An 18,950-nucleotide genomic window follows, 5' to 3' on the forward strand; every position below is an offset into this window, starting at 1 on the left:
ATTGTTGTACTTGCTCTGGATTAGCGGCAATCACATCATCGATCATTGCTTCAATGGCACCGGTGTCGGTGACCTGTTTAAGTCCTTTGGATTCGATAACCGCATCAGCATCAGTGCCTTCACCGTTCCAAATAGCTTCAAATACCTGTTTGGCGATTTTGCCAGAGATAGTGTTGTCCTGAATGCGTAATAAAACGCTGCCAAGCTGCTGAGCTGATACAGGAGATTCAGTGATTTCCAGTCCCGCTTTATTCAATGCACCGGAGAGATCACCAATGACCCAGTTGGCGCATTGTTTAGGATCTTTATGACCTGTTGCTGCCAGTACAGCCTCAAAATAATCAGCCAGTTCACGGCTGCTGGTCAGTACGCTGGCATCATATTTGGATAAGCCCATTTCATTGACCAGTCTATCCCGTTTTTCGTTTGGCAGTTCAGGCAGAGTGGCGCGCACCTGTTCAAGCAAATCTTTGTCGAGTACGACTGGTAATAAGTCAGGATCAGGAAAATAACGGTAATCATTCGCTTCTTCTTTACTGCGCATTGAGCGTGTTTCGTTTTTATCCGCATCATAGAGACGCGTTTCCTGAACTACTGTACCGCCAGATTCTATCACGTCGATCTGTCTTTCAATTTCAATATTGATGGCACGTTCAACATTGCGGAACGAATTAATGTTCTTCAGTTCGGTGCGGGTACCAAACTTTTCCTGGCCTTTAGGACGAATGGAAACGTTCGCATCACAACGGAAAGAGCCTTCCTGCATGTTGCCGTCGCAAATCTCCAGATAACGCACAAGAGAATGGATTTTCTTCATGTAGGCAACGGCTTCTTTAGCGCTACGCATATCCGGCTCAGAAACGATTTCCAGTAATGGCGTACCAGCACGATTTAAATCAATACCGGTTTGACCATGAAAATCTTCATGTAAAGATTTACCGGCATCTTCTTCAAGATGCGCCCGGGTGATACCGATCAGTTTTTCACTACCGTCTTCCATTTCAATACTGATTTGCCCTTTGCCGACGATAGGCAATTCAAACTGGCTGATTTGATAGCCTTTGGGTAAATCCGGATAGAAATAGTTTTTGCGGGCAAATACTGAGCGGTCAGCAATTTCGGCATCGACTGCAAGACCGAATTTAACGGCCATACGCACGGCTTCTTTGTTCAATACTGGCAGGACGCCAGGTAACCCCAGATCAACAGCACAAGCCTGAGTATTAGGCGCCGCGCCGTAAGCAGTGGCTGCTCCGGAGAAAATTTTTGTTTTGGTTGCAAGCTGGGCGTGAATTTCTAACCCGATAACAACTTCCCATTCCATAATTGACGGCCTGAATGTAAGTGATTAAAACATCGAATTGTAGCAATTATTCACGCAGACTGAGAATTTTCCAGTCACGCTGTTTCGCAATGCCGGCCAATTTGTCATCCGGATCCACAGCAACCGGGATATGCACCTGTTCCAGCAGCGGTAAATCATTATGTGAATCGCTGTAAAAATAACTGCCTTCAAGATCAAGTTGATGTTCGAGTAACCAATATTGCAAACGGACAACTTTTCCGTGCTGAAATGAAGGCACCCCCATCACTTGACCTGTATAGCGACCATCCACCATCTCGGGATCAGTGGCAATCAGATTGTCAATCCCTAACAGCTCGGCGATAGGAGTAGTTAAAAAACTATTGGTAGCGGTAATGATAAGCAAGGTGTCGCCTTGCTGACGATGTTGTTCAATCAGTTCACGCCCTTTTGGCAAGATGATTGGATGGATTTTCTGTTGTAAGTATTCTGAGCGCCACGCCAGCAGGTCTTGCATACTGTTTTTTGCCAGCGGTTCGAAGACAAATTCCAGAAAGGCATTTATATCCAGCCTGCCAGCCTGATAGTCATGATAAAAAGCCAGATTGGTGTCGTGATAACTTTGTGGATCTACGATGCCATTTTCCGCCAAATAGCGCCCCCACAAATAATCACTGTCCCCGCCGAGTAAGGTATTGTCTAAGTCAAATATTGCTAAAGCCATTGTAACTGGTCATGTCCCGATAAAATGAGCGCCTATTGTAAGACAAAATGCGTTGCATCCTCATGTCTCATTCACTAATCTAAACTTATTAAATAAATTATGTGCCGGTGGTTGTTGCTTATCGTTACCCCGGTGAGAGATTGAACCGTGATAGACAAAGATGGCTTTAGAGCCAATGTGGGGATTATCCTCTGCAATGATCTCAACCAAGTGCTTTGGGCGCAACGTGCTCAGCACGACTCATGGCAGTTTCCCCAAGGCGGCATTAAAATCAACGAGACGCCGGAACAGGCAGCCTTCCGTGAATTAACGGAAGAAATTGGTTTGGGCCGTGAACACGTTGAGTTATTGGCAACCACCCGCAGTTGGTTGCGTTATCGTTTGCCCAAACGCTATTTGCGCTATGGAAATAAACCCCTATGTATCGGTCAGAAACAACGTTGGTTTCTGATGCGCTTTACCGGTGATGAAGCCGATGTGCGGCTGGATTTGCATGAAAAGCCTGAATTTGATGATTGGCGCTGGGTGGATTACTGGACGCCAGTGGAAGAGATCGTCTTTTTCAAACGTCGGGTATATGAAAAAGCGCTGCATGAGTTTGCGCCATTGTTATTTCCTGAATATCGTAAACGTGCTGGAAATCGCGATTCCTCAACTGGCTAAATCAGTCGTTTACTGAAAACACTGGAATTGCGCTGATAGTTATACAATGCCTGTTTTTGCATGGGCAAATCACTGATAGCAGACGGCTGGAAGCCGTGCTCAATAAACCAGTGCGCGGTTTGTGTTGTCAGCACATACAATGTTTCCCAGCCAGCCGATCTGGCTTGCTTCTCCAGAATATTCAATAACTGTTTGCCGCGCCCCTGGTGCCGGTAATCGGTTGATATTGCCATACAGGCCAGTTCTGCCGCATTGTTTTCCGGATACGGATATAGCGCAGCACAGGCGACAACGGTGCCGTCACGCTCCATCACTGTGAAATGCTCAATTTCCCGTTCCAGTAACTCCCGGGAGCGCTTGACCAGGATCCCATTTTGTTCAAGGGGTTGCAGTAGCTCCAGAATGCCCCCGACATCATCAATATTTGCCTGACGGGTAGTTTCAAAAGATGTGGCACTAATCAATGTGCCTACACCGTCACGGCTGAATAATTCTTGTAACAATGCACCATCCACAGAACGATCCAGTAAATGTACCCGGCAGACACCGGCTTCGCAGGCAGTCACAGCAGCATTCAACGAAGGATGGTCATAATCCTTCACCTGTTGAAGGGTAATTTCGCGCGGCAAACTTTCATTACTCTGGCCGATAAAAATAAGTTTGTCTGCCTGTAAACGTGTCGCCACGGCAGTTGCAATTGATTCCGCTGATAAGTTAAAGATCTCACCAGTTAATGAATATCCCAAAGGCGGCAGTAATACCAGGTTGCCGTTAGCCAGTTGTTGCTGGATACCTTCCGCATCAATTCTTCTGACTTCACCGGTGTGGCCCAAATCAATGCCATCGATAATACCGGCCGGACGTGCGGTGACTAAATTTCCACTGACACACCGAATCCGTGAATCCGCCATGGGTGTATGCGGTAGACCAAATGATAATTTTGATTCAATGGCAATTCGCAAATCTCCCATCACCGCCCGGGCAATTTGTAAGCTGGCATCGTCGGTTATCCGTAATCCACGATGATACTTAACGGGAATGTTTAATTTTTCACATTGCGCTTCGATTTGTGGGCGGGCACCAAACACCAGTACCAGTCGAATATCCAGACTATTCAGAATCGCCAGATCGTGGATCAGGTGATCAAAATTATCTGCCGCAATCGTTTCGCCATCAAATGTGATAACAAACGTCGCGCCACTGTGCGCATGAATATAGGGTGCAGCCGCTCTAAACCAGGAGGTTGTCGTGGCGAAATGGGCGTCAGTTGGTTGATGTGATGATGAATTCATACTGTCTTTTTATCGTAGTCTCAACATGCTTGCCAAGTTGCGTGTAAAATCTTTTATATAAACTGATGAAATTTTCTTTATCTCGACCGATCATCAGTCTCAATTTTAGTTGGAGAATATCAATGCCTGAATATCGTTCAAAAACTTCTACAGCCGGCCGGAATATGGCGGGCGCCCGTGCTTTATGGCGGGCTACAGGCATGAAGGATGATGATTTCAGCAAACCTATTATAGCGATTGCGAACTCCTTCACGCAGTTTGTTCCGGGTCATGTTCATCTAAAAGATCTGGGTCAGTTAGTGGCGCGTGAAATCGAAAGAGTGGGTGGTGTTGCGAAAGAATTCAATACGATTGCTGTCGATGATGGCATCGCGATGGGCCATAGCGGCATGCTTTACAGTCTGCCTTCACGCGAAATTATTGCTGACTCCGTTGAATACATGGTTAATGCCCACTGTGCTGATGCGCTGGTTTGTATATCCAATTGCGACAAAATTACGCCGGGCATGTTGATGGCGGCATTGCGATTAAATATTCCAGCCGTGTTTGTTTCCGGTGGCCCCATGGAAGCGGGTAAAACCAAACTGGCCGGATTGGACGTCAAGCTCGACTTGGTTGACGCCATGGTACAAGCGGCCGATGACAATGTCAGTGATGAAGATGTGGCACAGGTAGAGCGTAGTGCTTGTCCAACCTGTGGTTCGTGCTCAGGTATGTTCACCGCTAATTCAATGAATTGTTTGACCGAAGCCCTGGGTTTGTCACTTCCTGGAAATGGTTCACTGTTGGCGACGCATGCGGATCGTCGTGAACTGTTTCTGGAGGCAGGGCGGCGGATTGTCGATTTAGCAAAACGTTATTACGAAAATAATGAAGAAGATGTCTTGCCTCGCGCCATTGCCAGCAAAGCCGCATTTGAGAATGCGATTGCGCTGGATATTGCCATGGGCGGTTCGACTAATACGGTTTTACATTTATTGGCGGCTGCGCACGAAGGTGAAGTCGATTTCACTATGTCTGATATCGACCGGATGTCCCGCAAGATTCCTAATCTTTGCAAAGTTGCACCGGCAACCAATAAATATCATATGGAAGATGTGCACCGTGCCGGTGGGGTCATTGGCATCCTCTCTGAATTGGCTGCTGGCGGTTTATTGCATACCGGAGTGCCAACTGTTCACAGCAAAACCATGGCTGAAGGCCTGGCGCTATGGGATGTGGCGCGCAGTGATCATCAACCTGCGCAACTGCGTTATTTAGCCGGACCAGCGGGAATTCCAACACAAACCGCGTTTAGTCAGGACTGTCGCTGGCCGTCATTGGATTTGGATCGTGAAAATGGTTGTATTCGCAATGTTGAACATGCCTACAGCAAAGACGGAGGCCTGGCGGTTCTGTTTGGTAATTTGGCGGAAGAGGGCTGTATCGTAAAAACCGCCGGAGTGGATGAATCGATTCTGAAATTTTCGGGCCCGGCACGTATTTTTGAGTCGCAGGATCACGCAGTGACTGCCATTTTGACGGAGCAGGTTCAGGCCGGTGATGTGGTTTTGATTCGTTATGAGGGGCCGAAAGGTGGTCCTGGTATGCAGGAAATGCTGTATCCCACCAGCTATCTGAAATCAAAAGGACTTGGCAAGCTATGCGCGTTATTGACTGACGGCCGGTTCTCAGGCGGTACTTCCGGTTTATCCATTGGTCATGCTTCCCCTGAAGCTGCAGAGGGTGGCAATATCGGTTTGGTCGAAGAAGGCGATATCATTCATATCGATATCCCGGGGCGCAGTATCAATGTTGAATTAACTGATGCACAGCTGGCGGAAAGACGCATTGCCATGGAGCAACGTGGTGAGATGGCCTGGAAACCGGTGAGTCGAGAACGTAAAGTCAGCGTTGCGTTGCAGGCCTATGCGGCTTTGACTACCTCTGCTGCTAGAGGCGCAGTGCGTGATGTTGAGCAGCTGAAACGCCGCTGAGGTTTAGGGATATTAACCATAGAGAAACAGAGGGCACAGAGAAAACTTTCGATGTGATAAGGATATATTTTTTTAACCTCTGAGTCTCTATGGTGAATTCGAGCCTAAATCTGCTGAGCGTAAAGTTTCTGGTAAATGCCGTGTTGCTGAATCAGGCTGTCATGATCGCCATCGGCAATGATTTCACCGCCATCAAACACGACGATACGATCGGCCTGTCGTACAGCACTTAAACGATGAGCAATGATGATAGTGGTGCGGTTTTTCAGATAATCCGCCAAGGCGATATGCAGATGATGTTCCGTATCACTGTCGAGTGCTGAGGTAGCTTCATCCAGTACCACCACACTGGGATTCATCAATGCCATTCTGGCGACCGCCAGTCGTTGTCGTTGACCACCAGATAATTTGATACCAGAGCGACCAATCAACGTATCCAAGCCCTCTGGCATGGACTGAATCACATCTTCAATCTGCGCAATTTGTATTGCCTGCCAGATAGCCTCATCGGGGTAATCGCGTCCCAGAGTAATATTTTCCCGCACCGAATCGTTAAACAAGGCGGGATGCTGCAACACTGTCGCGACATGTTCTCGGACATTTTCCAGGCCGATATCACTGACCGGTACCTCATTGAAATAAACCATGCCTTTATCTGCAGGATATAAACCCAGTAAAACATTTACCAAAGTCGACTTACCTGCGCCGCTGGCTCCAACCAGTGCCACTTTTTCACCTGCTTTGATATCATGTGAAACACCACTCAAAACCGGATTGTTTTCGTCATAACTAAAATGCAGATTTTCAATTCGAATACTGCTGGGCTGACCTTCAGCAAACGGATTGTTTTTGGCCGGATAAATGACTTCCTGTTTTAATGAAAATAAGCTGTTCAGCCTGGAAACCGCTGCACCGGCAGCATAATAGGCATACTGGATATTTAATACTTCCTGAACCGGTCCCATCATGAACCACAGATAACCAAACACCGCGAACATCTGGCCAATACTCAGATCGGAAAACACCACCATCCACATGCTCACAGCCCGAAATACATCAAATCCAAACAGGAATATCACAAAGGAGATGCGATTGGCGGCATCACTTTTCCAGGCATAATCGGTGGCATGTTTTCGAACGCCTCGAGCCCGATCAATCACCCGCAAAAAATAATGCTTTTCACGATTAGCAGCTCGGATCTGCTGAATGGCATCAAGTGTTTCGGTCAGACTTTGCTGAAATATCTCAACAGCTGTATTTTCATTTTTTTTCAGGTTCTTGACCTGTTTGCCCACACGCATAGTGAAATAAATTACCAGCGGATTCATAAATAGAATCAGTAAAGCTAATTGCCAGTGCAAAAACAGGAGGATGACGGCGGTACCGATAATACTGAGTACCGCCACAATAAAGCGGCTGATGGTGTTACCGATAAAATTATCAATCACCTCAATATCGGTAACAAAATGAGATGAAATGCCGCCACTGCCACGGGTTTCATATTCACTTATAGCAATTTTGCCCAATCGTTTAATCAGCTGGCGGCGAATTCGAAAGGTAATGCGTTTGGCAATAATCGTGAAATAGCGTGACTGCAAAACGTTTAAGACGAGCGAGGCTAGTCGTAAAACCAAGGTCAGAATCAACATGGCACTGATAAACAGAATTGGGCCATGCCAATCCAGTGGGGTGAATGCGGAAATAAACGCAACAGCCGTACCAGGCTGATTAAGTAAAACTTCATCCACCATTATCGGCAGTAATAAAGGCACAGGTACTGCGCAAAGCGTAGCAATCAGTGCTATCAGATTGGCTTTAATCAGATGCTTTTTATAACTCAATGCCTGTTTGAGTATGCCTTTAAGCTGATAGCTGGTTTCTGTGCTCATGGATGTCAATCAATTCAGTTAGGGGCTATGGACAGCAATGCAAAGAGAGCCAGAACAGTATCTGCTGGCCTCGGCTGTTGAAAATCAGTTCTGGCTGATAAACCCATATTTTCATTACTGTTTCAGGTTGAAGTACCTGCAGTGTTGATCCTTGGGCAATGAGTTCACCCTGATGCAAAAGCCACACTTTGTCAGCATAACGACTCGCCTGGTTCAAATCATGCAAAATACTGATCATCACCAAACCATTTTGCAGACATAATGATTTTACCAAATTCAATACCTGATGTTGTTGTCCAATATCCTGGGCAGAGACGGGTTCATCCCACAATAATAATGGAGACTCTTCTGCTGGAGAGAGTGGTAATAATACTCTGGCCAGACTGACAAAGCCGCTAATACCAGTTGCCGAGACGGTAATCCCAATTCCAATAACCGTCATAATGATTAATTGGCTTTAATTTTTCGACATAGATTGCCTGATGGCTGGCTTCGGCTTCTCACAGCAAGAAAGCATTCAACGCCAGGGCATGACGTGTGATTAGCTGTAAGCTATCAGTTTTAAAAAGGAGAATAAACATGCAACAGGATCACACCTCACCTCCAGCGGGAATGATGCCTGGGCAACAGGCTCAACCCTTGTTGGAACAGCTTGCTGAATGGGGGCCAATGACCACCATTGTAATTCATGGGGGAAGTGTATTTGAGTTCAGTGGACCATTTCCCAAAGGCAGTCAGGCGGAGGGGTTCTATAACTTGCATTCTGACGGGAATGGCTTTCATGGGCATCTTAATTTGCAGAAAGTTGAACACATTCGCTTTCAGACCAAACCCCACCGAGGCCGGGAAAGTTATGCTTTTGTGTTTGAAGATGCAAACAATGAGGTAATTTTTAAAGTATTTCTGGGACGTGATGAACAGGGCGAATTGCTCACATCACAGCGCGACAGGTTTTATCAGTTAATGCAGCAGTATTAAGATTTGATTTCCAATCAGCAGCCTAAGCGCTTGGCGATGATTAATGGCAGATCCACTGGGACAAAAAGATGAAAAATAAAGGTTTAGAACAGCAAATCAGTGATGAAATCATGATGATGGTGAACAGTCGTAAAACATTGATGCTATCAACATTGGATGAAAATAATCATCCCTATGCGTCTTACGCCGCGTTTGCTGTGGGACGGGATTGTCTATACGTTTTAGTCAGTGATATTGCGGTTCACGGGGTGAATTTGCGGATTCATCCCCAAGCGTCAGTTCTTATTATTGAAGATGAAGATTCGGCAATCGAATTATTCGCCCGGCTAAGGGTAACCTATCAGGTTGAAGCGGAATGGATTCAGGTAGAGTCAGATGCCTGGCATGTGGGGATTGCATTATTAACCGAACGTCACGGACAGCGAATCACCAATTTGAGCCAGTTAAGCGATTTTCGTTTATTCAAACTTAAACCACGTGGTGGGCGCTATGTGAAGGGCTTTGGCAAAGCCTACCAGATTGATGGAGGGACGCTGGCGGGAGAGAGCCTGGAACATTTACGCGACGGACACAGAAAGCGAGAAATGGTGATCAGGCAAGATGAGTCAGAATAACTTCTCAGCGCCGCGATGGTTGGCGGCGCTGAGAGGCTTAATTTAGAAATTACCCCAGGAACTTTTTTTCCGCATTCTCAGGCTGGGTAAGACCAGACCAATAATGACGCCGCCAAATAATACTGCGGCTCCAATCAAAAACCAGTTCTTTGCGTCATTGTCTTTCAGGGTATTGTTTTCAATCACGATGGACTGAATTTCATGATCGATCTGTTGCAAACGTTCTTTTAACTGACGATTTTCGCTTTCCAGAGCGACAGCATTGGAGGCGGTACGGCGTAGGTCGTCTAATTCTTTACTCAGCCTTTGCGCCGTTTCTTTCAGCGACATATTTTGGTCATCGGCTTCAGTGGTTTGAGAGCTCAATTGAGCAATTTCATCTTTATACCCGGTGATTTCCAGCTCCAGATTGGCAATACGCTGTTCTTTGGCGGCTAATTGATCGCGGGCACTTGGGTTATTGGTCAGATAACGTGATAACACCCAACCTTCAACTCCTTCGTTGGTTCGTACTTTTGAATAACCGGAAGGGTCATTATCTAATACAGCCAGTTCGGTACCGGATTTCAACATTTTTCGAATACCAAATTCCAGACCCTGACCATTACGCATTGTGATTTCCAGTTCATCCGACACATAGCGGGTAGTCTGCGCTGAGGTGATGGAAGGGAGTAACATCGGAGTGGCAATGAGTAATAAGCTGATAAGAATTTTTTTCACGAGTGGATCCGGCATTAGATTAAAGCGCCATTCTAGCAGAAGCTATGCGGCTGATTTCAAGTGCAGTTAAGAATCATTAGCAATCTTTAATGAGTGTTAATGGCTTTGTCACAAAAGGTTGCTAGGCTGACCGGTGAATTAAATGGGGTGTGTTATGGAAAAGTTCAGAATCATGTTTTTATGTACGGGTAATTCATGTCGATCACAGATGGCGGAAGGCTGGGCCAGATTTTTGACGCATGATGATATTGAAATATGTTCAGCTGGTATTGAAGCGCATGGACAAAATGTTCAGGCGATAAAAGTGATGGCTGAAGTCGGTATTGATATTTCTTCGCAAGAATCCATCCGGGTTAATGGCGAGATGCTGGAATGGGCCGATTTACTGGTGACGTTATGTGAAAATGCTGACGAACAGTGCCCAGTGGTCAGCCCCCATACTTTACGTTTACATTTACCGCTGACCGACCCGGCGAAATTTCGTGGTACTGAAGACGAAATTCTGGCGGAATTCCGCATCACTCGCGAAAAAATTAAACAACGTGTTAATTATGTTCTGCAGCAATTAAACAAGTCTGTGGCAAACTCCAGATAGTCGGTAAACCTAATGTGAGGGGAAGGCTTTATTAACTTACCTCTGCCAAAGTCTCGCAATCTGATAGTTTGAGCTGATATAAACTATTACCCAATATTTTCTTGGCCTTGGATTTTGCTTTGGTCGCGTGCTCTGCCAAATCCGCTTCATCAATCAGGTAGTCAAAATCACTGATAGTGACTGCACCAATAGATAAGCTCAGCAGGGGGTAGAACACCTGCTGTCCATGGCGATCCTGAGCTTGAATTCCTCCTTGTCGGAGATGGGTTTCGTTATAAAGTTCATCATAAAGCGCTTCAAAAGCTTTCAACATACTTTCACAACGATGCCGCCAATCTTCACTATCAAAGATAATAATGAAATCATCCCCACCAACATGACCTAAAAAGTCATTCTCATAATCAATATTCTGACTGAGGATTTTGGCCGTTTTGTTAATCACTTTATCGCCTTTGTTATAACCATAGGTATCGTTATAGGGCTTAAAATTATCCAAATCAAAATAACAAACGGTAACATGGCGTTTTTGGCGGATGGCTTGTTGAATATGCTCGTTTAACGGGACATTCCCAGGCAATCCACTCAGCGGATTGGCATGGCGTGCGATGGTCAGTTGTAAGTCGGTGATTTGACGCAACAAGTCCATCAAGCTGCCAACCCCTCGGTAATAACCTTGCTCTGTAATAATAAAAACACTGTGTTGTTGAGAAGAGTCCTGGCTGGTAATTCGTTGGCTGAGACTTTTTAATGGCAAGGTGGTTTCAGCGGTAATAGGGCGACTATCCATAAAGAGATGAATAGGTTTTCGACCATGTAAATCCCGACCATAACGACTGGCATATAACGTCATAAACTCATCACGCCAAACCATCCCGGCAACGGTATTGTTTTCATTTAATACTGGCAGAGAAGCCAGCTTGACCGCACTTTGGAATCGTTCACCGACTTGATTGACATCATGATAGGTGCGTATTGGGGTGAGCTGAGTGAGCAGGCTACCCACTAAAGAATCAGAGCGAGGCACACCGGAATGAATGTGCTCTCGACGCTGGCGTTTAGCAAACAGGGCGGGCGGGAGAATTGTTTTAGGGTTTGCCGCAGGTCTGGCAAAGTAATAGCCTTGGGCAAAATGCATATCCATGGCTTGTGCCACGAGATATTCTTCACGGACTTCTACACCTTCACCAATAACCCGGCAGTTACTGCTTTGTGCAATATCAATCATCGACTGAACAAACTGTTTTTTCTGCTGGTCTTCATGAATGTTTTGCATAAAATGCCGATCCAGTTTCACAAAGTCGGGCCTTAATTCAGACCAGGTTCGCAACCCTGAATAGCCAGCGCCCAAATCATCAATCGCAATCGAAAAACCCATATCACGATAGTGTTCAGTGGCTTGCCGCATCAATACATAATCATCGATGGGATATTGTTCGGTGAGTTCAATAACGACTTGCTCAGCAGGAATGCCGGCTCTTTTCAAAAACTTTGTCGTTAAACCATGTGGATAATCTGGCTGCAATAGTGCAGCAGGAATAGTGTTAATAAAAAGTTTGGCTTTGAGTCCCAATTCTCCAAAACGTGCAATCGCTATCTCACGACATAATAAATCCAATTCAGCCAGCCGGCCATGACGGCTAGCCGCATCAAACAAGTTGATTGGTGAGTGCAAAACACTGTCAGATGGACCTCGAATCAACGCCTCAAAACCATATATTTCCTGGCTTTTTAATGAAACGATAGGTTGAAATATAGGAGTAAGCGCCGCCGTGGCAAGAATGTCTTCCAGTGAGGTAAATTGCAGCAATTCTTCTTTTGTCATTGGAAATCAACGCTCTGTAGTTCAGATACAAAAAAGCCCCACCCAAAAGAGTGGGGCAACTTTGCAGAGGAGATAACTCTCTAGTTTCCGCGGCCTACCAGAAGGCTTGAGCGCGGAATTTGATTGCTGAAGGTTCAGCAGAGTTGATTGCATCACTCGCACCATCAACACTCAGGTCGGTAACGTGATCATAGTTCAACATCAGACGAGTATTTTTAGTTGGGTAATAATTCACACCAACTGTAAATTTGTCATATTCACTTGTGCCTACGTTATCAATTTCAATGTTTTCAAAACGAGCAGCAAGTTGCCATGCACCATAAGAAGATTTTGGTGAAACGCCTGATGTGTAGCCTTTTTTCCATTTCAGCGATTCGCCAGTCAGGAAATAACCTGCTTCAATGGCATAACCTGAGGTATCAATATCACTGCCAGTTTCTTGATTAATGGTGTGATCCAGGTATTCCGCCATTGCATGGAATGAGCCAAAGATAGCCATTGCATCAACGGTAAATGCATCAGCACCATCAAATTCATTTGCAGCGATAGTGGTTGTATTTAGAGGTCTAAATTGATCTTCATGGCTCACTAAGTCCGGACGGAAGCCAAACTCATCACCACCACCTTGTGTCAGGTAAGCTGCACCCAACTGAATCATGTGTTTCTCATCTTGGAAATAGGGCAGGAAAGAACCACGGACAGCGAAAGTGCTACCGTTGATTTCATAAGTTGTGCCGTCGTCTAATCCACCATTTTGTAAACCAGCAGCAAGTGCCCATTTGTAATCTTTGTCATTTACTGCAGCGACTACACCACTGGCGCGAGCTGGTGAAACACTGCTATCAGCAAAAAATGGACGGTCAATAAAGGTCATGTATTTTGAGCTGATTTTGGTGTTTAAACCAAATGGAATATGTGACTGACCCAATTTAATACCGTATTTAGTTGTATCGGTCAGCGAGTTACCGTAACTGACATAAGCATCTTTAATAGACGCATCGCCACCAGCAAAATCGGCTTCAAATTTGTAGCCCATATCATAAATTTTGCCTTCGAAACCAAGGCGAGCGCGACGCAGTTCAGTACCTTTTACGTCATCACTACTATCACCGGTGTCGGCATCAGCATTCACTGCATCCCACATTACACGACCAATTGGTTGGAATTCCCAGTTACCTTCACGGTCTGAAACGACCAATTTGCCATCTGTGGTAATTTTTGGCATATCAGCAGTAGCTGTTTCAACTTCTTTTTTCAGCTCTTCTTTATCTGCTTCTGCCATTTCTTTATCAGCGGCAGCAGCATTGGTCAGCAATTGGTAATCATCATTGCTGATAGTACCTTTGTCACGTAATACTTTTAACAGATCCATCATGGCATCATTGTTGGCCTGTGCAGGCAGAGTGGCAGCACCCAGAAGTGCGCCGGCGATTAAGATTGCAGATGTTTTTAGTTTCAAGGGGCTATCCTCATTGTTAACGAAACATGTTCGGCTTAAATGTCCGAGACCTGCACACCTTAAGGCTGGAATATTTCAGCGTGATGAAAATTGTGTGACAGTTGTGTTACAACGCAACAAAATGAGAGATCTGTTGCTAAAAAACGACAGTCCAATGCTCACTAATGGCTTGAAATCTCTATTTCCGTCCCAATCTGTTCTTATATTGATATCCGTTAAGGAAACGACATGTTTAAATGGCTTTTTTTGCTATTTCTATTGGTACCGATTGCCGAAATTTACGTTTTAATTGAAGTTGGCGAAGTTATCGGTGCGGGATGGACCATCCTCTTTGTCATTGCAACCGCAGTTTTAGGGGCGTGGTTAGTTAAGTTGCAGGGACTGGTTACGATGCAACGTGCCCAGGAATCGATACGGCGAGGTGAAACTCCTGCTTTAGAGATGCTGGAAGGAATGACATTATTTGTCAGTGGCTTTCTGTTGTTGATTCCGGGATTTGTCACAGATGCTGTGGGTTTTTTATTACTTGTGCCCGTCATTCGCCGTGCACTGTTATTGAAATTAATTCGTAACAGCAATGTGCTCTTCCGTCAGAAATGGACAGCACAATCTCGTTATTCGCAGAACGAGGATATTATCGAAGGTGAAGTCATTCAGGATGACGACCAGCGTAATATTCGTTAATACCGATAATGTAAGTATTCCCGTCTGTTTAACAAGATTTTCAGAAATTTTTTAACTCAGGCACTTGAAGTTTGTTCAGGCAGCCCCATTAAAGGGGTTCCTGGAATTTTCTTGGTCATTTTTGTTACTTTTGGAGGATAAAACTAATGAACCTTCGTCCCCTTCATGATCGTGTGATTGTTCGTCGCATGGAAGAAGAAACTACCTCTGCTGGTGGAATTGTCATTCCTGACAATGCAGCAGAAAAACCATCTCGTGGCGAGATTCTCGCAGCGGGTAACGGCAAAATTACCGAATCTGGTGAAGTTCGTCCTCTGGCTGTCAAAGTCGGTGACAAAGTGCTGTTTGGCAAATATGCCGGCACCGAAGTCAAAGTGGAAGGCGAAGAACTGCTGGTAATGCGTGAAGACGATATTGTTGCTGTGATCGAAGCGTAAGCTTCTGACGGTTTCACATCTGGTTACGTTAAACATAGCTATAAAGAGGAATTACAATGGCTGCTAAAGAAGTCAAATTCGGCGCAGATGCGCGCCAGCTGATGGTCAAAGGCGTTAACACGCTGGCCAACGCGGTAAAAGTGACCCTGGGCCCTAAAGGTCGCAATGTTATTTTAGATAAAAGCTACGGCGCACCAACTATCACTAAAGATGGTGTTTCAGTTGCTAAAGAAATCGAATTAGAAAACAAATTTGAAAACATGGGCGCACAAATGGTGAAAGAAGTTGCTTCGCAAACTTCTGATGCTGCGGGTGACGGTACCACTACTGCTACCGTACTTGCTCAAGCCATCTTGCGTGAAGGCATGAAATCAGTCACAGCGGGTATGAACCCAATGGATCTGAAACGCGGTATTGATAAAGCAGTCAGTGCTGCCGTTGAAGAACTGAAAAAAATGTCTTCACCTTGTGATGATGACAAAGCAATCGCACAAGTCGGTACGATTTCTGCCAACTCTGACAAATCAGTCGGTGACATCATTGCAGAAGCAATGAAAAAAGTCGGTAAAGAAGGCGTTATCACAGTTGAAGACGGTCGTGGTTTTGAAAATGAACTCGACGTTGTAGAAGGTATGCAGTTTGATCGCGGTTACCTTTCTCCATACTTTGTCAACGAACAGCAAACGATGTCAGCCAACCTGGATGATCCATACGTTCTGCTGTACGACAAAAAAATCTCTAACATCCGTGAATTGTTGCCTACATTGGAAGCGGTTGCCAAATCTAGCCGTCCATTGCTGATCGTTTCAGAAGACGTTGAAGGCGAAGCACTGGCTACTCTGGTGGTAAACAACATGCGTGGCATCGTTAAAGTCTGTGCAGTTAAAGCGCCTGGCTTTGGTGATCGTCGCAAAGCGATGTTGGAAGATATCGCTGTATTAACTGGCGGTACTGTGATTTCTGAAGAAGTTGGTTTGAACCTGGAAAAAGTCACCTTGGATGACCTGGGTCAAGCGAAGAAAATCACTGTCAGCAAAGAAAACACCACGATTATCGATGGTGCTGGCCGTGCTGATGAAATCACCGCTCGTGTTGAACAGATTCGTGCACAAATCGCGGATTCATCTTCAGACTACGATAAAGAAAAACTGCAAGAGCGTGTCGCTAAATTAGCCGGTGGTGTTGCAGTTATTCGTGTAGGTGCTGGCTCTGAAATTGAAATGAAAGAGAAAAAAGCACGCGTTGAAGATGCATTACATGCCACTCGCGCTGCTGTTGAAGAAGGCGTTGTTGCTGGTGGTGGTGTCGCGCTGGTTCGTGCTGAAGTCAGCCTGGGTGATCTGAAAGGTGACAATTTGGACCAGGACGCTGGTATTGCTATCGCGCGTCGTGCAATGCAAGAGCCTTTACGTCAAATCGTAACCAACTCGGGTGATGAAGCATCGGTTGTCTTAAATGAAGTGGTTGGTGGCAAAGGTAACTATGGTTACAACGCTGCGACCGGTGAATATGGCGACATGATTGAAATGGGTATTCTGGATCCAACCAAAGTCACGCGTACTGCATTACAAAATGCAGGTTCAGTTGCGGGTCTGATGTTGACTACAGAAGCCATGATTGCTGAATTACCGAAAGAAGACGCGCCTGCAATGCCTGATATGGGCGGCATGGGCGGCATGATGTAATCCGTTACATCTAGCACATACAAAAAAGCCCTATCTTGAAAAAGGTAGGGCTTTTTTCTTATCTCATGTTTGGTACGTAGTTGTAATGTTAAGGATGCAGGGTTTTCCAAAAAGGGATTAGCATCAGGCTTAATACAAATGCTATAAGTAATAAAACGCCAATAAAACGAATAGGATGTTGCAAAATAGATTGGAAAAAACCGGGAATCTCACCATTGGCACGAAGTGTTTCATAATGCTGTCGTTGCTCGATCGCGCGTTTGGCCTGATATTCATCCAAAACAGCTTTCGCCCGTGGCAGTTGATCGTCATTCACCAGCCAGATTGCGGCGACACCCAAACCAAAAAAACCTGCCTGGGTTTCATAAAAAGCAAAGCCCTTGTCGTCCAGCAATTGCCGAACATCTTCAGCTTCGTCTTCAGGCACATTGTTGAGTCGAAATAATAAAGTCGCCATAGTCGTCCTTGTCTGTCAGCGCATTCAGGTTGGTCGATATTGAAGCGGCATCTTATGCGTTTTGCAGTTGGTTGGCAAAATCATGATTCACATCTCGATGTTTTGCTTCATCATCTCTAACAACCAAAACCACATCTCTGAGCCGTGCATCTTGTGACAGATTCCAGTAATCAATCGCAATTTGAGGTGCCACTACATTTTCGTATTTACCTGAATCGATACCGGCTAAATATTCGGTATAGCTGTAGACCGCTTCTTCTTCGAGATAGCCTACAATCCTGTGAGCTATGCGAGATGAGAGAAGATAAAGGATAAAAAACAAATTATAGAAAACACCTTGAGCGATAATAATGATAACGCGTTCAAACCAGCTGGGTTTGGCAATTTGTACGAAAGTCAGCAAATGCATGCGTTCATTGTCGGCTTCATCCAGCAAAGTGCTGATCCAGCCATCGTCATCTTCCATGCGGCGTAATGAGCGAAGATGCTGTAGTGCGCCACCGACCATACCGGGGACAGCAGCCACGGTTTCAAGTACCACTGCACGATGTCCATAACGCCCCGAAAAGAAGGCATCAGCAAAGAAACGCATAAACTTAACAATTGCTAAAGCGATTCGATCAGAAATGGTTTCAGGTTGATGGTGGTACGGTCGACTCTCAGTGTGGTCCATCGTAGTCTCCTTTGACGAGACGGCAGTTTATTGTCGAGAAGATTACATTAACGGATGTGAAAGTTTCGTCGTTATTGCATCGCGATAAGCCATATGTTCTGTTAGTTTAGACACATTTTCAATGACTGTGCATTTTGAAATAGCGAATGAGGAAAGCATGACCAGAACACCACTTACACAAGCATGGCAATCGATTTTGCAGGATAAGCAAAATTTATTGGACTCTGCCTCAACGGTATTGATGGGCAGTGAATATGTTTTGAATCAGGGTGACAGACAACCGCAACGGTTGCGTGAGTTAGTCGAGAGTGGTGATTTGGAAAAGGTGTATACCGATGACGGCTATCAACATAGGCTGCAATCCAGATTAGCTGATGTCAAAGATGAAGCTCAGTTGCATCAACAATTGCGGTTTTTTCGACAACGTGAAATGGTACGAATTATCTGGCGAGATTTAGCCGGTTGGGCTGATTTGGCTGAAACCATGCGTGAATTAACGGCATTAGCGGATTGTTGTGTTGAGCAGGCTTTAGACAAACTTTATTTGTGGCAAACCGAACTGCTTGGCATACCAATGGACAGGCAACAACAGAAGCAATCTCTGATTGTTTTAGGAATGGGAAAAATGGGAGCAGGTGAGTTAAACCTGTCTTCCGATATTGACCTGATTTTTACTTATCCCGAGGAAGGTGAGACTACAGGGGCAAGGAAAAGCCTGACGAACGAAGAATTTTTTACACGATTAGGACGTAAGCTAATTCAGGCTCTGGATAATGTCACCGTGGATGGCTTTGTGTTTCGGGTCGATATGCGTCTACGACCATTTGGTGAAAGCGGCTCACTGGTGGCCAGTTTTGATGCGATGGAAGACTACTATCAAACCCAGGGACGTGAATGGGAACGCTATGCAATGATCAAGGCTAGGCCCATCACCGGCAGTGCGCATGATAGAAAAGCGATTAGTGAATTACTGCGTCCA

18 protein-coding genes and 1 pseudogene are annotated in these 18,950 nt (G+C 45.4%); 9 read left to right on the forward strand and 10 right to left on the reverse strand.

Annotated features, from left to right (window positions below):
- Positions 1–1,324 (reverse strand): Asp-tRNA(Asn)/Glu-tRNA(Gln) amidotransferase subunit GatB (gene gatB / locus LGT40_RS02525; RefSeq protein ID WP_226343150.1); only part of this gene is annotated, 1,324 nt, incomplete at its 3' end.
- Positions 1,325–1,370: 46 nt separating this feature from the next.
- Positions 1,371–2,027, reverse strand: a complete 657-nt coding sequence (locus tag LGT40_RS02530) for a histidinol-phosphatase (RefSeq protein ID WP_226072321.1) — start codon at positions 2,025–2,027, stop codon at positions 1,371–1,373.
- A 147-nt stretch (positions 2,028–2,174) separates the two neighbouring features.
- Here LGT40_RS02530 and LGT40_RS02535 point away from each other — a divergent pair, with 147 nt between their 5' ends.
- Complete coding sequence (locus tag LGT40_RS02535; RefSeq protein ID WP_226072318.1) at positions 2,175–2,690, forward strand: RNA pyrophosphohydrolase; 516 nt, start codon at positions 2,175–2,177, stop codon at positions 2,688–2,690.
- Here the strand turns inward: LGT40_RS02535 and argA are convergent.
- Complete coding sequence (gene argA / locus LGT40_RS02540) at positions 2,687–3,982, reverse strand: amino-acid N-acetyltransferase (RefSeq protein WP_226072316.1); 1,296 nt, start codon at positions 3,980–3,982, stop codon at positions 2,687–2,689. The genes LGT40_RS02535 and argA overlap by 4 nt on opposite strands.
- Before the next feature lie 122 nt (positions 3,983–4,104).
- Here argA and ilvD point away from each other — a divergent pair, with 122 nt between their 5' ends.
- The gene (ilvD, locus tag LGT40_RS02545; RefSeq protein ID WP_226072313.1) at positions 4,105–5,958 is read left to right on the forward strand and encodes a dihydroxy-acid dehydratase; all 1,854 of its coding nucleotides are present in this window, start codon (positions 4,105–4,107) and stop codon (positions 5,956–5,958) included.
- Between the two features lie 104 nt (positions 5,959–6,062).
- Here the strand turns inward: ilvD and LGT40_RS02550 are convergent, their stop codons facing one another.
- Both LGT40_RS02550 and LGT40_RS02555 read right to left on the reverse strand, forming a co-directional pair.
- Positions 6,063–7,847 (reverse strand): ABC transporter ATP-binding protein, encoded by a 1,785-nt coding sequence (locus LGT40_RS02550; protein WP_226072310.1) that lies wholly within the window; start codon positions 7,845–7,847, stop codon positions 6,063–6,065.
- A gap of 25 nt (positions 7,848–7,872) precedes the next feature.
- Positions 7,873–8,289: an ATP-binding cassette domain-containing protein gene (locus LGT40_RS02555; RefSeq protein ID WP_226072305.1), complete on the reverse strand. Its 417-nt coding sequence runs from the start codon at positions 8,287–8,289 to the stop codon at positions 7,873–7,875.
- A gap of 137 nt (positions 8,290–8,426) precedes the next feature.
- Between LGT40_RS02555 and hutX the strand changes: the two genes are divergently transcribed.
- A complete protein-coding gene (gene hutX, locus LGT40_RS02560) occupies positions 8,427–8,825 on the forward strand; it encodes a heme utilization cystosolic carrier protein HutX (RefSeq protein ID WP_226072301.1) in 399 nt (132 codons plus the stop codon).
- Positions 8,826–8,893: 68 nt separating this feature from the next.
- On the forward strand, positions 8,894–9,439 hold the full coding sequence (locus LGT40_RS02565) for a HugZ family pyridoxamine 5'-phosphate oxidase (RefSeq protein ID WP_226072288.1): 546 nt from the start codon (positions 8,894–8,896) through the stop codon (positions 9,437–9,439).
- 42 nt (positions 9,440–9,481) lie between these two features.
- Here LGT40_RS02565 and LGT40_RS02570 read toward each other — a convergent pair whose 3' ends face one another.
- The gene (locus tag LGT40_RS02570; protein ID WP_226072285.1) at positions 9,482–10,159 is read right to left on the reverse strand and encodes a TIGR04211 family SH3 domain-containing protein; all 678 of its coding nucleotides are present in this window, start codon (positions 10,157–10,159) and stop codon (positions 9,482–9,484) included.
- A 154-nt stretch (positions 10,160–10,313) separates the two neighbouring features.
- On the opposite strand from LGT40_RS02570, the gene LGT40_RS02575 reads away from it, so the two are divergent.
- Positions 10,314–10,754, forward strand: a complete 441-nt coding sequence (locus LGT40_RS02575) for an arsenate reductase ArsC (RefSeq protein WP_226072282.1) — start codon at positions 10,314–10,316, stop codon at positions 10,752–10,754.
- 31 nt (positions 10,755–10,785) lie between these two features.
- On the opposite strand, the gene LGT40_RS02580 is transcribed toward LGT40_RS02575, so the two are convergent.
- The gene (locus tag LGT40_RS02580; protein ID WP_226072279.1) at positions 10,786–12,576 is read right to left on the reverse strand and encodes a GGDEF domain-containing protein; all 1,791 of its coding nucleotides are present in this window, start codon (positions 12,574–12,576) and stop codon (positions 10,786–10,788) included.
- A 94-nt stretch (positions 12,577–12,670) separates the two neighbouring features.
- Entirely contained in the window at positions 12,671–14,035 is a 1,365-nt protein-coding gene (locus LGT40_RS02585) for an OprO/OprP family phosphate-selective porin (RefSeq protein ID WP_226072266.1), read from the reverse strand.
- Between the two features lie 228 nt (positions 14,036–14,263).
- Between LGT40_RS02585 and LGT40_RS02590 the strand changes: the two genes are divergently transcribed.
- The 3 genes from LGT40_RS02590 (at position 14,264) to groL (ending at position 16,841) form a co-directional block, all read left to right on the forward strand.
- Positions 14,264–14,719, forward strand: a complete 456-nt coding sequence (locus LGT40_RS02590; protein ID WP_226072261.1) for an FxsA family protein — start codon at positions 14,264–14,266, stop codon at positions 14,717–14,719.
- A 146-nt stretch (positions 14,720–14,865) separates the two neighbouring features.
- The gene (gene groES / locus LGT40_RS02595; RefSeq protein ID WP_226072258.1) at positions 14,866–15,156 is read left to right on the forward strand and encodes a co-chaperone GroES; all 291 of its coding nucleotides are present in this window, start codon (positions 14,866–14,868) and stop codon (positions 15,154–15,156) included.
- A 56-nt stretch (positions 15,157–15,212) separates the two neighbouring features.
- Positions 15,213–16,841 carry a chaperonin GroEL gene (groL, locus tag LGT40_RS02600; protein ID WP_226072256.1) on the forward strand — a complete coding sequence of 543 codons (1,629 nt, stop codon included), beginning with the start codon at positions 15,213–15,215 and terminating at the stop codon, positions 16,839–16,841.
- Positions 16,842–16,929: 88 nt separating this feature from the next.
- On the opposite strand, the gene LGT40_RS02605 is transcribed toward groL, so the two are convergent.
- Positions 16,930–17,298, reverse strand: coding sequence for a DUF6164 family protein (locus tag LGT40_RS02605; RefSeq protein ID WP_226072254.1), 369 nt, complete (start codon positions 17,296–17,298; stop codon positions 16,930–16,932).
- Between the two features lie 52 nt (positions 17,299–17,350).
- Entirely contained in the window at positions 17,351–17,971 is a 621-nt protein-coding gene (locus LGT40_RS02610; RefSeq protein WP_226072252.1) for an alternative oxidase, read from the reverse strand.
- Positions 17,972–18,128: 157 nt separating this feature from the next.
- Between LGT40_RS02610 and LGT40_RS02615 the strand changes: the two are divergent.
- A pseudogene (locus tag LGT40_RS02615) lies at positions 18,129–18,950 on the forward strand (bifunctional [glutamate--ammonia ligase]-adenylyl-L-tyrosine phosphorylase/[glutamate--ammonia-ligase] adenylyltransferase); the annotation flags it as partial.

The sequence above is a fragment of the Methylophaga pinxianii genome (assembly GCF_020447225.1).
Taxonomy (GTDB): Bacteria; Pseudomonadota; Gammaproteobacteria; order Nitrosococcales; family Methylophagaceae; genus Methylophaga; species Methylophaga pinxianii.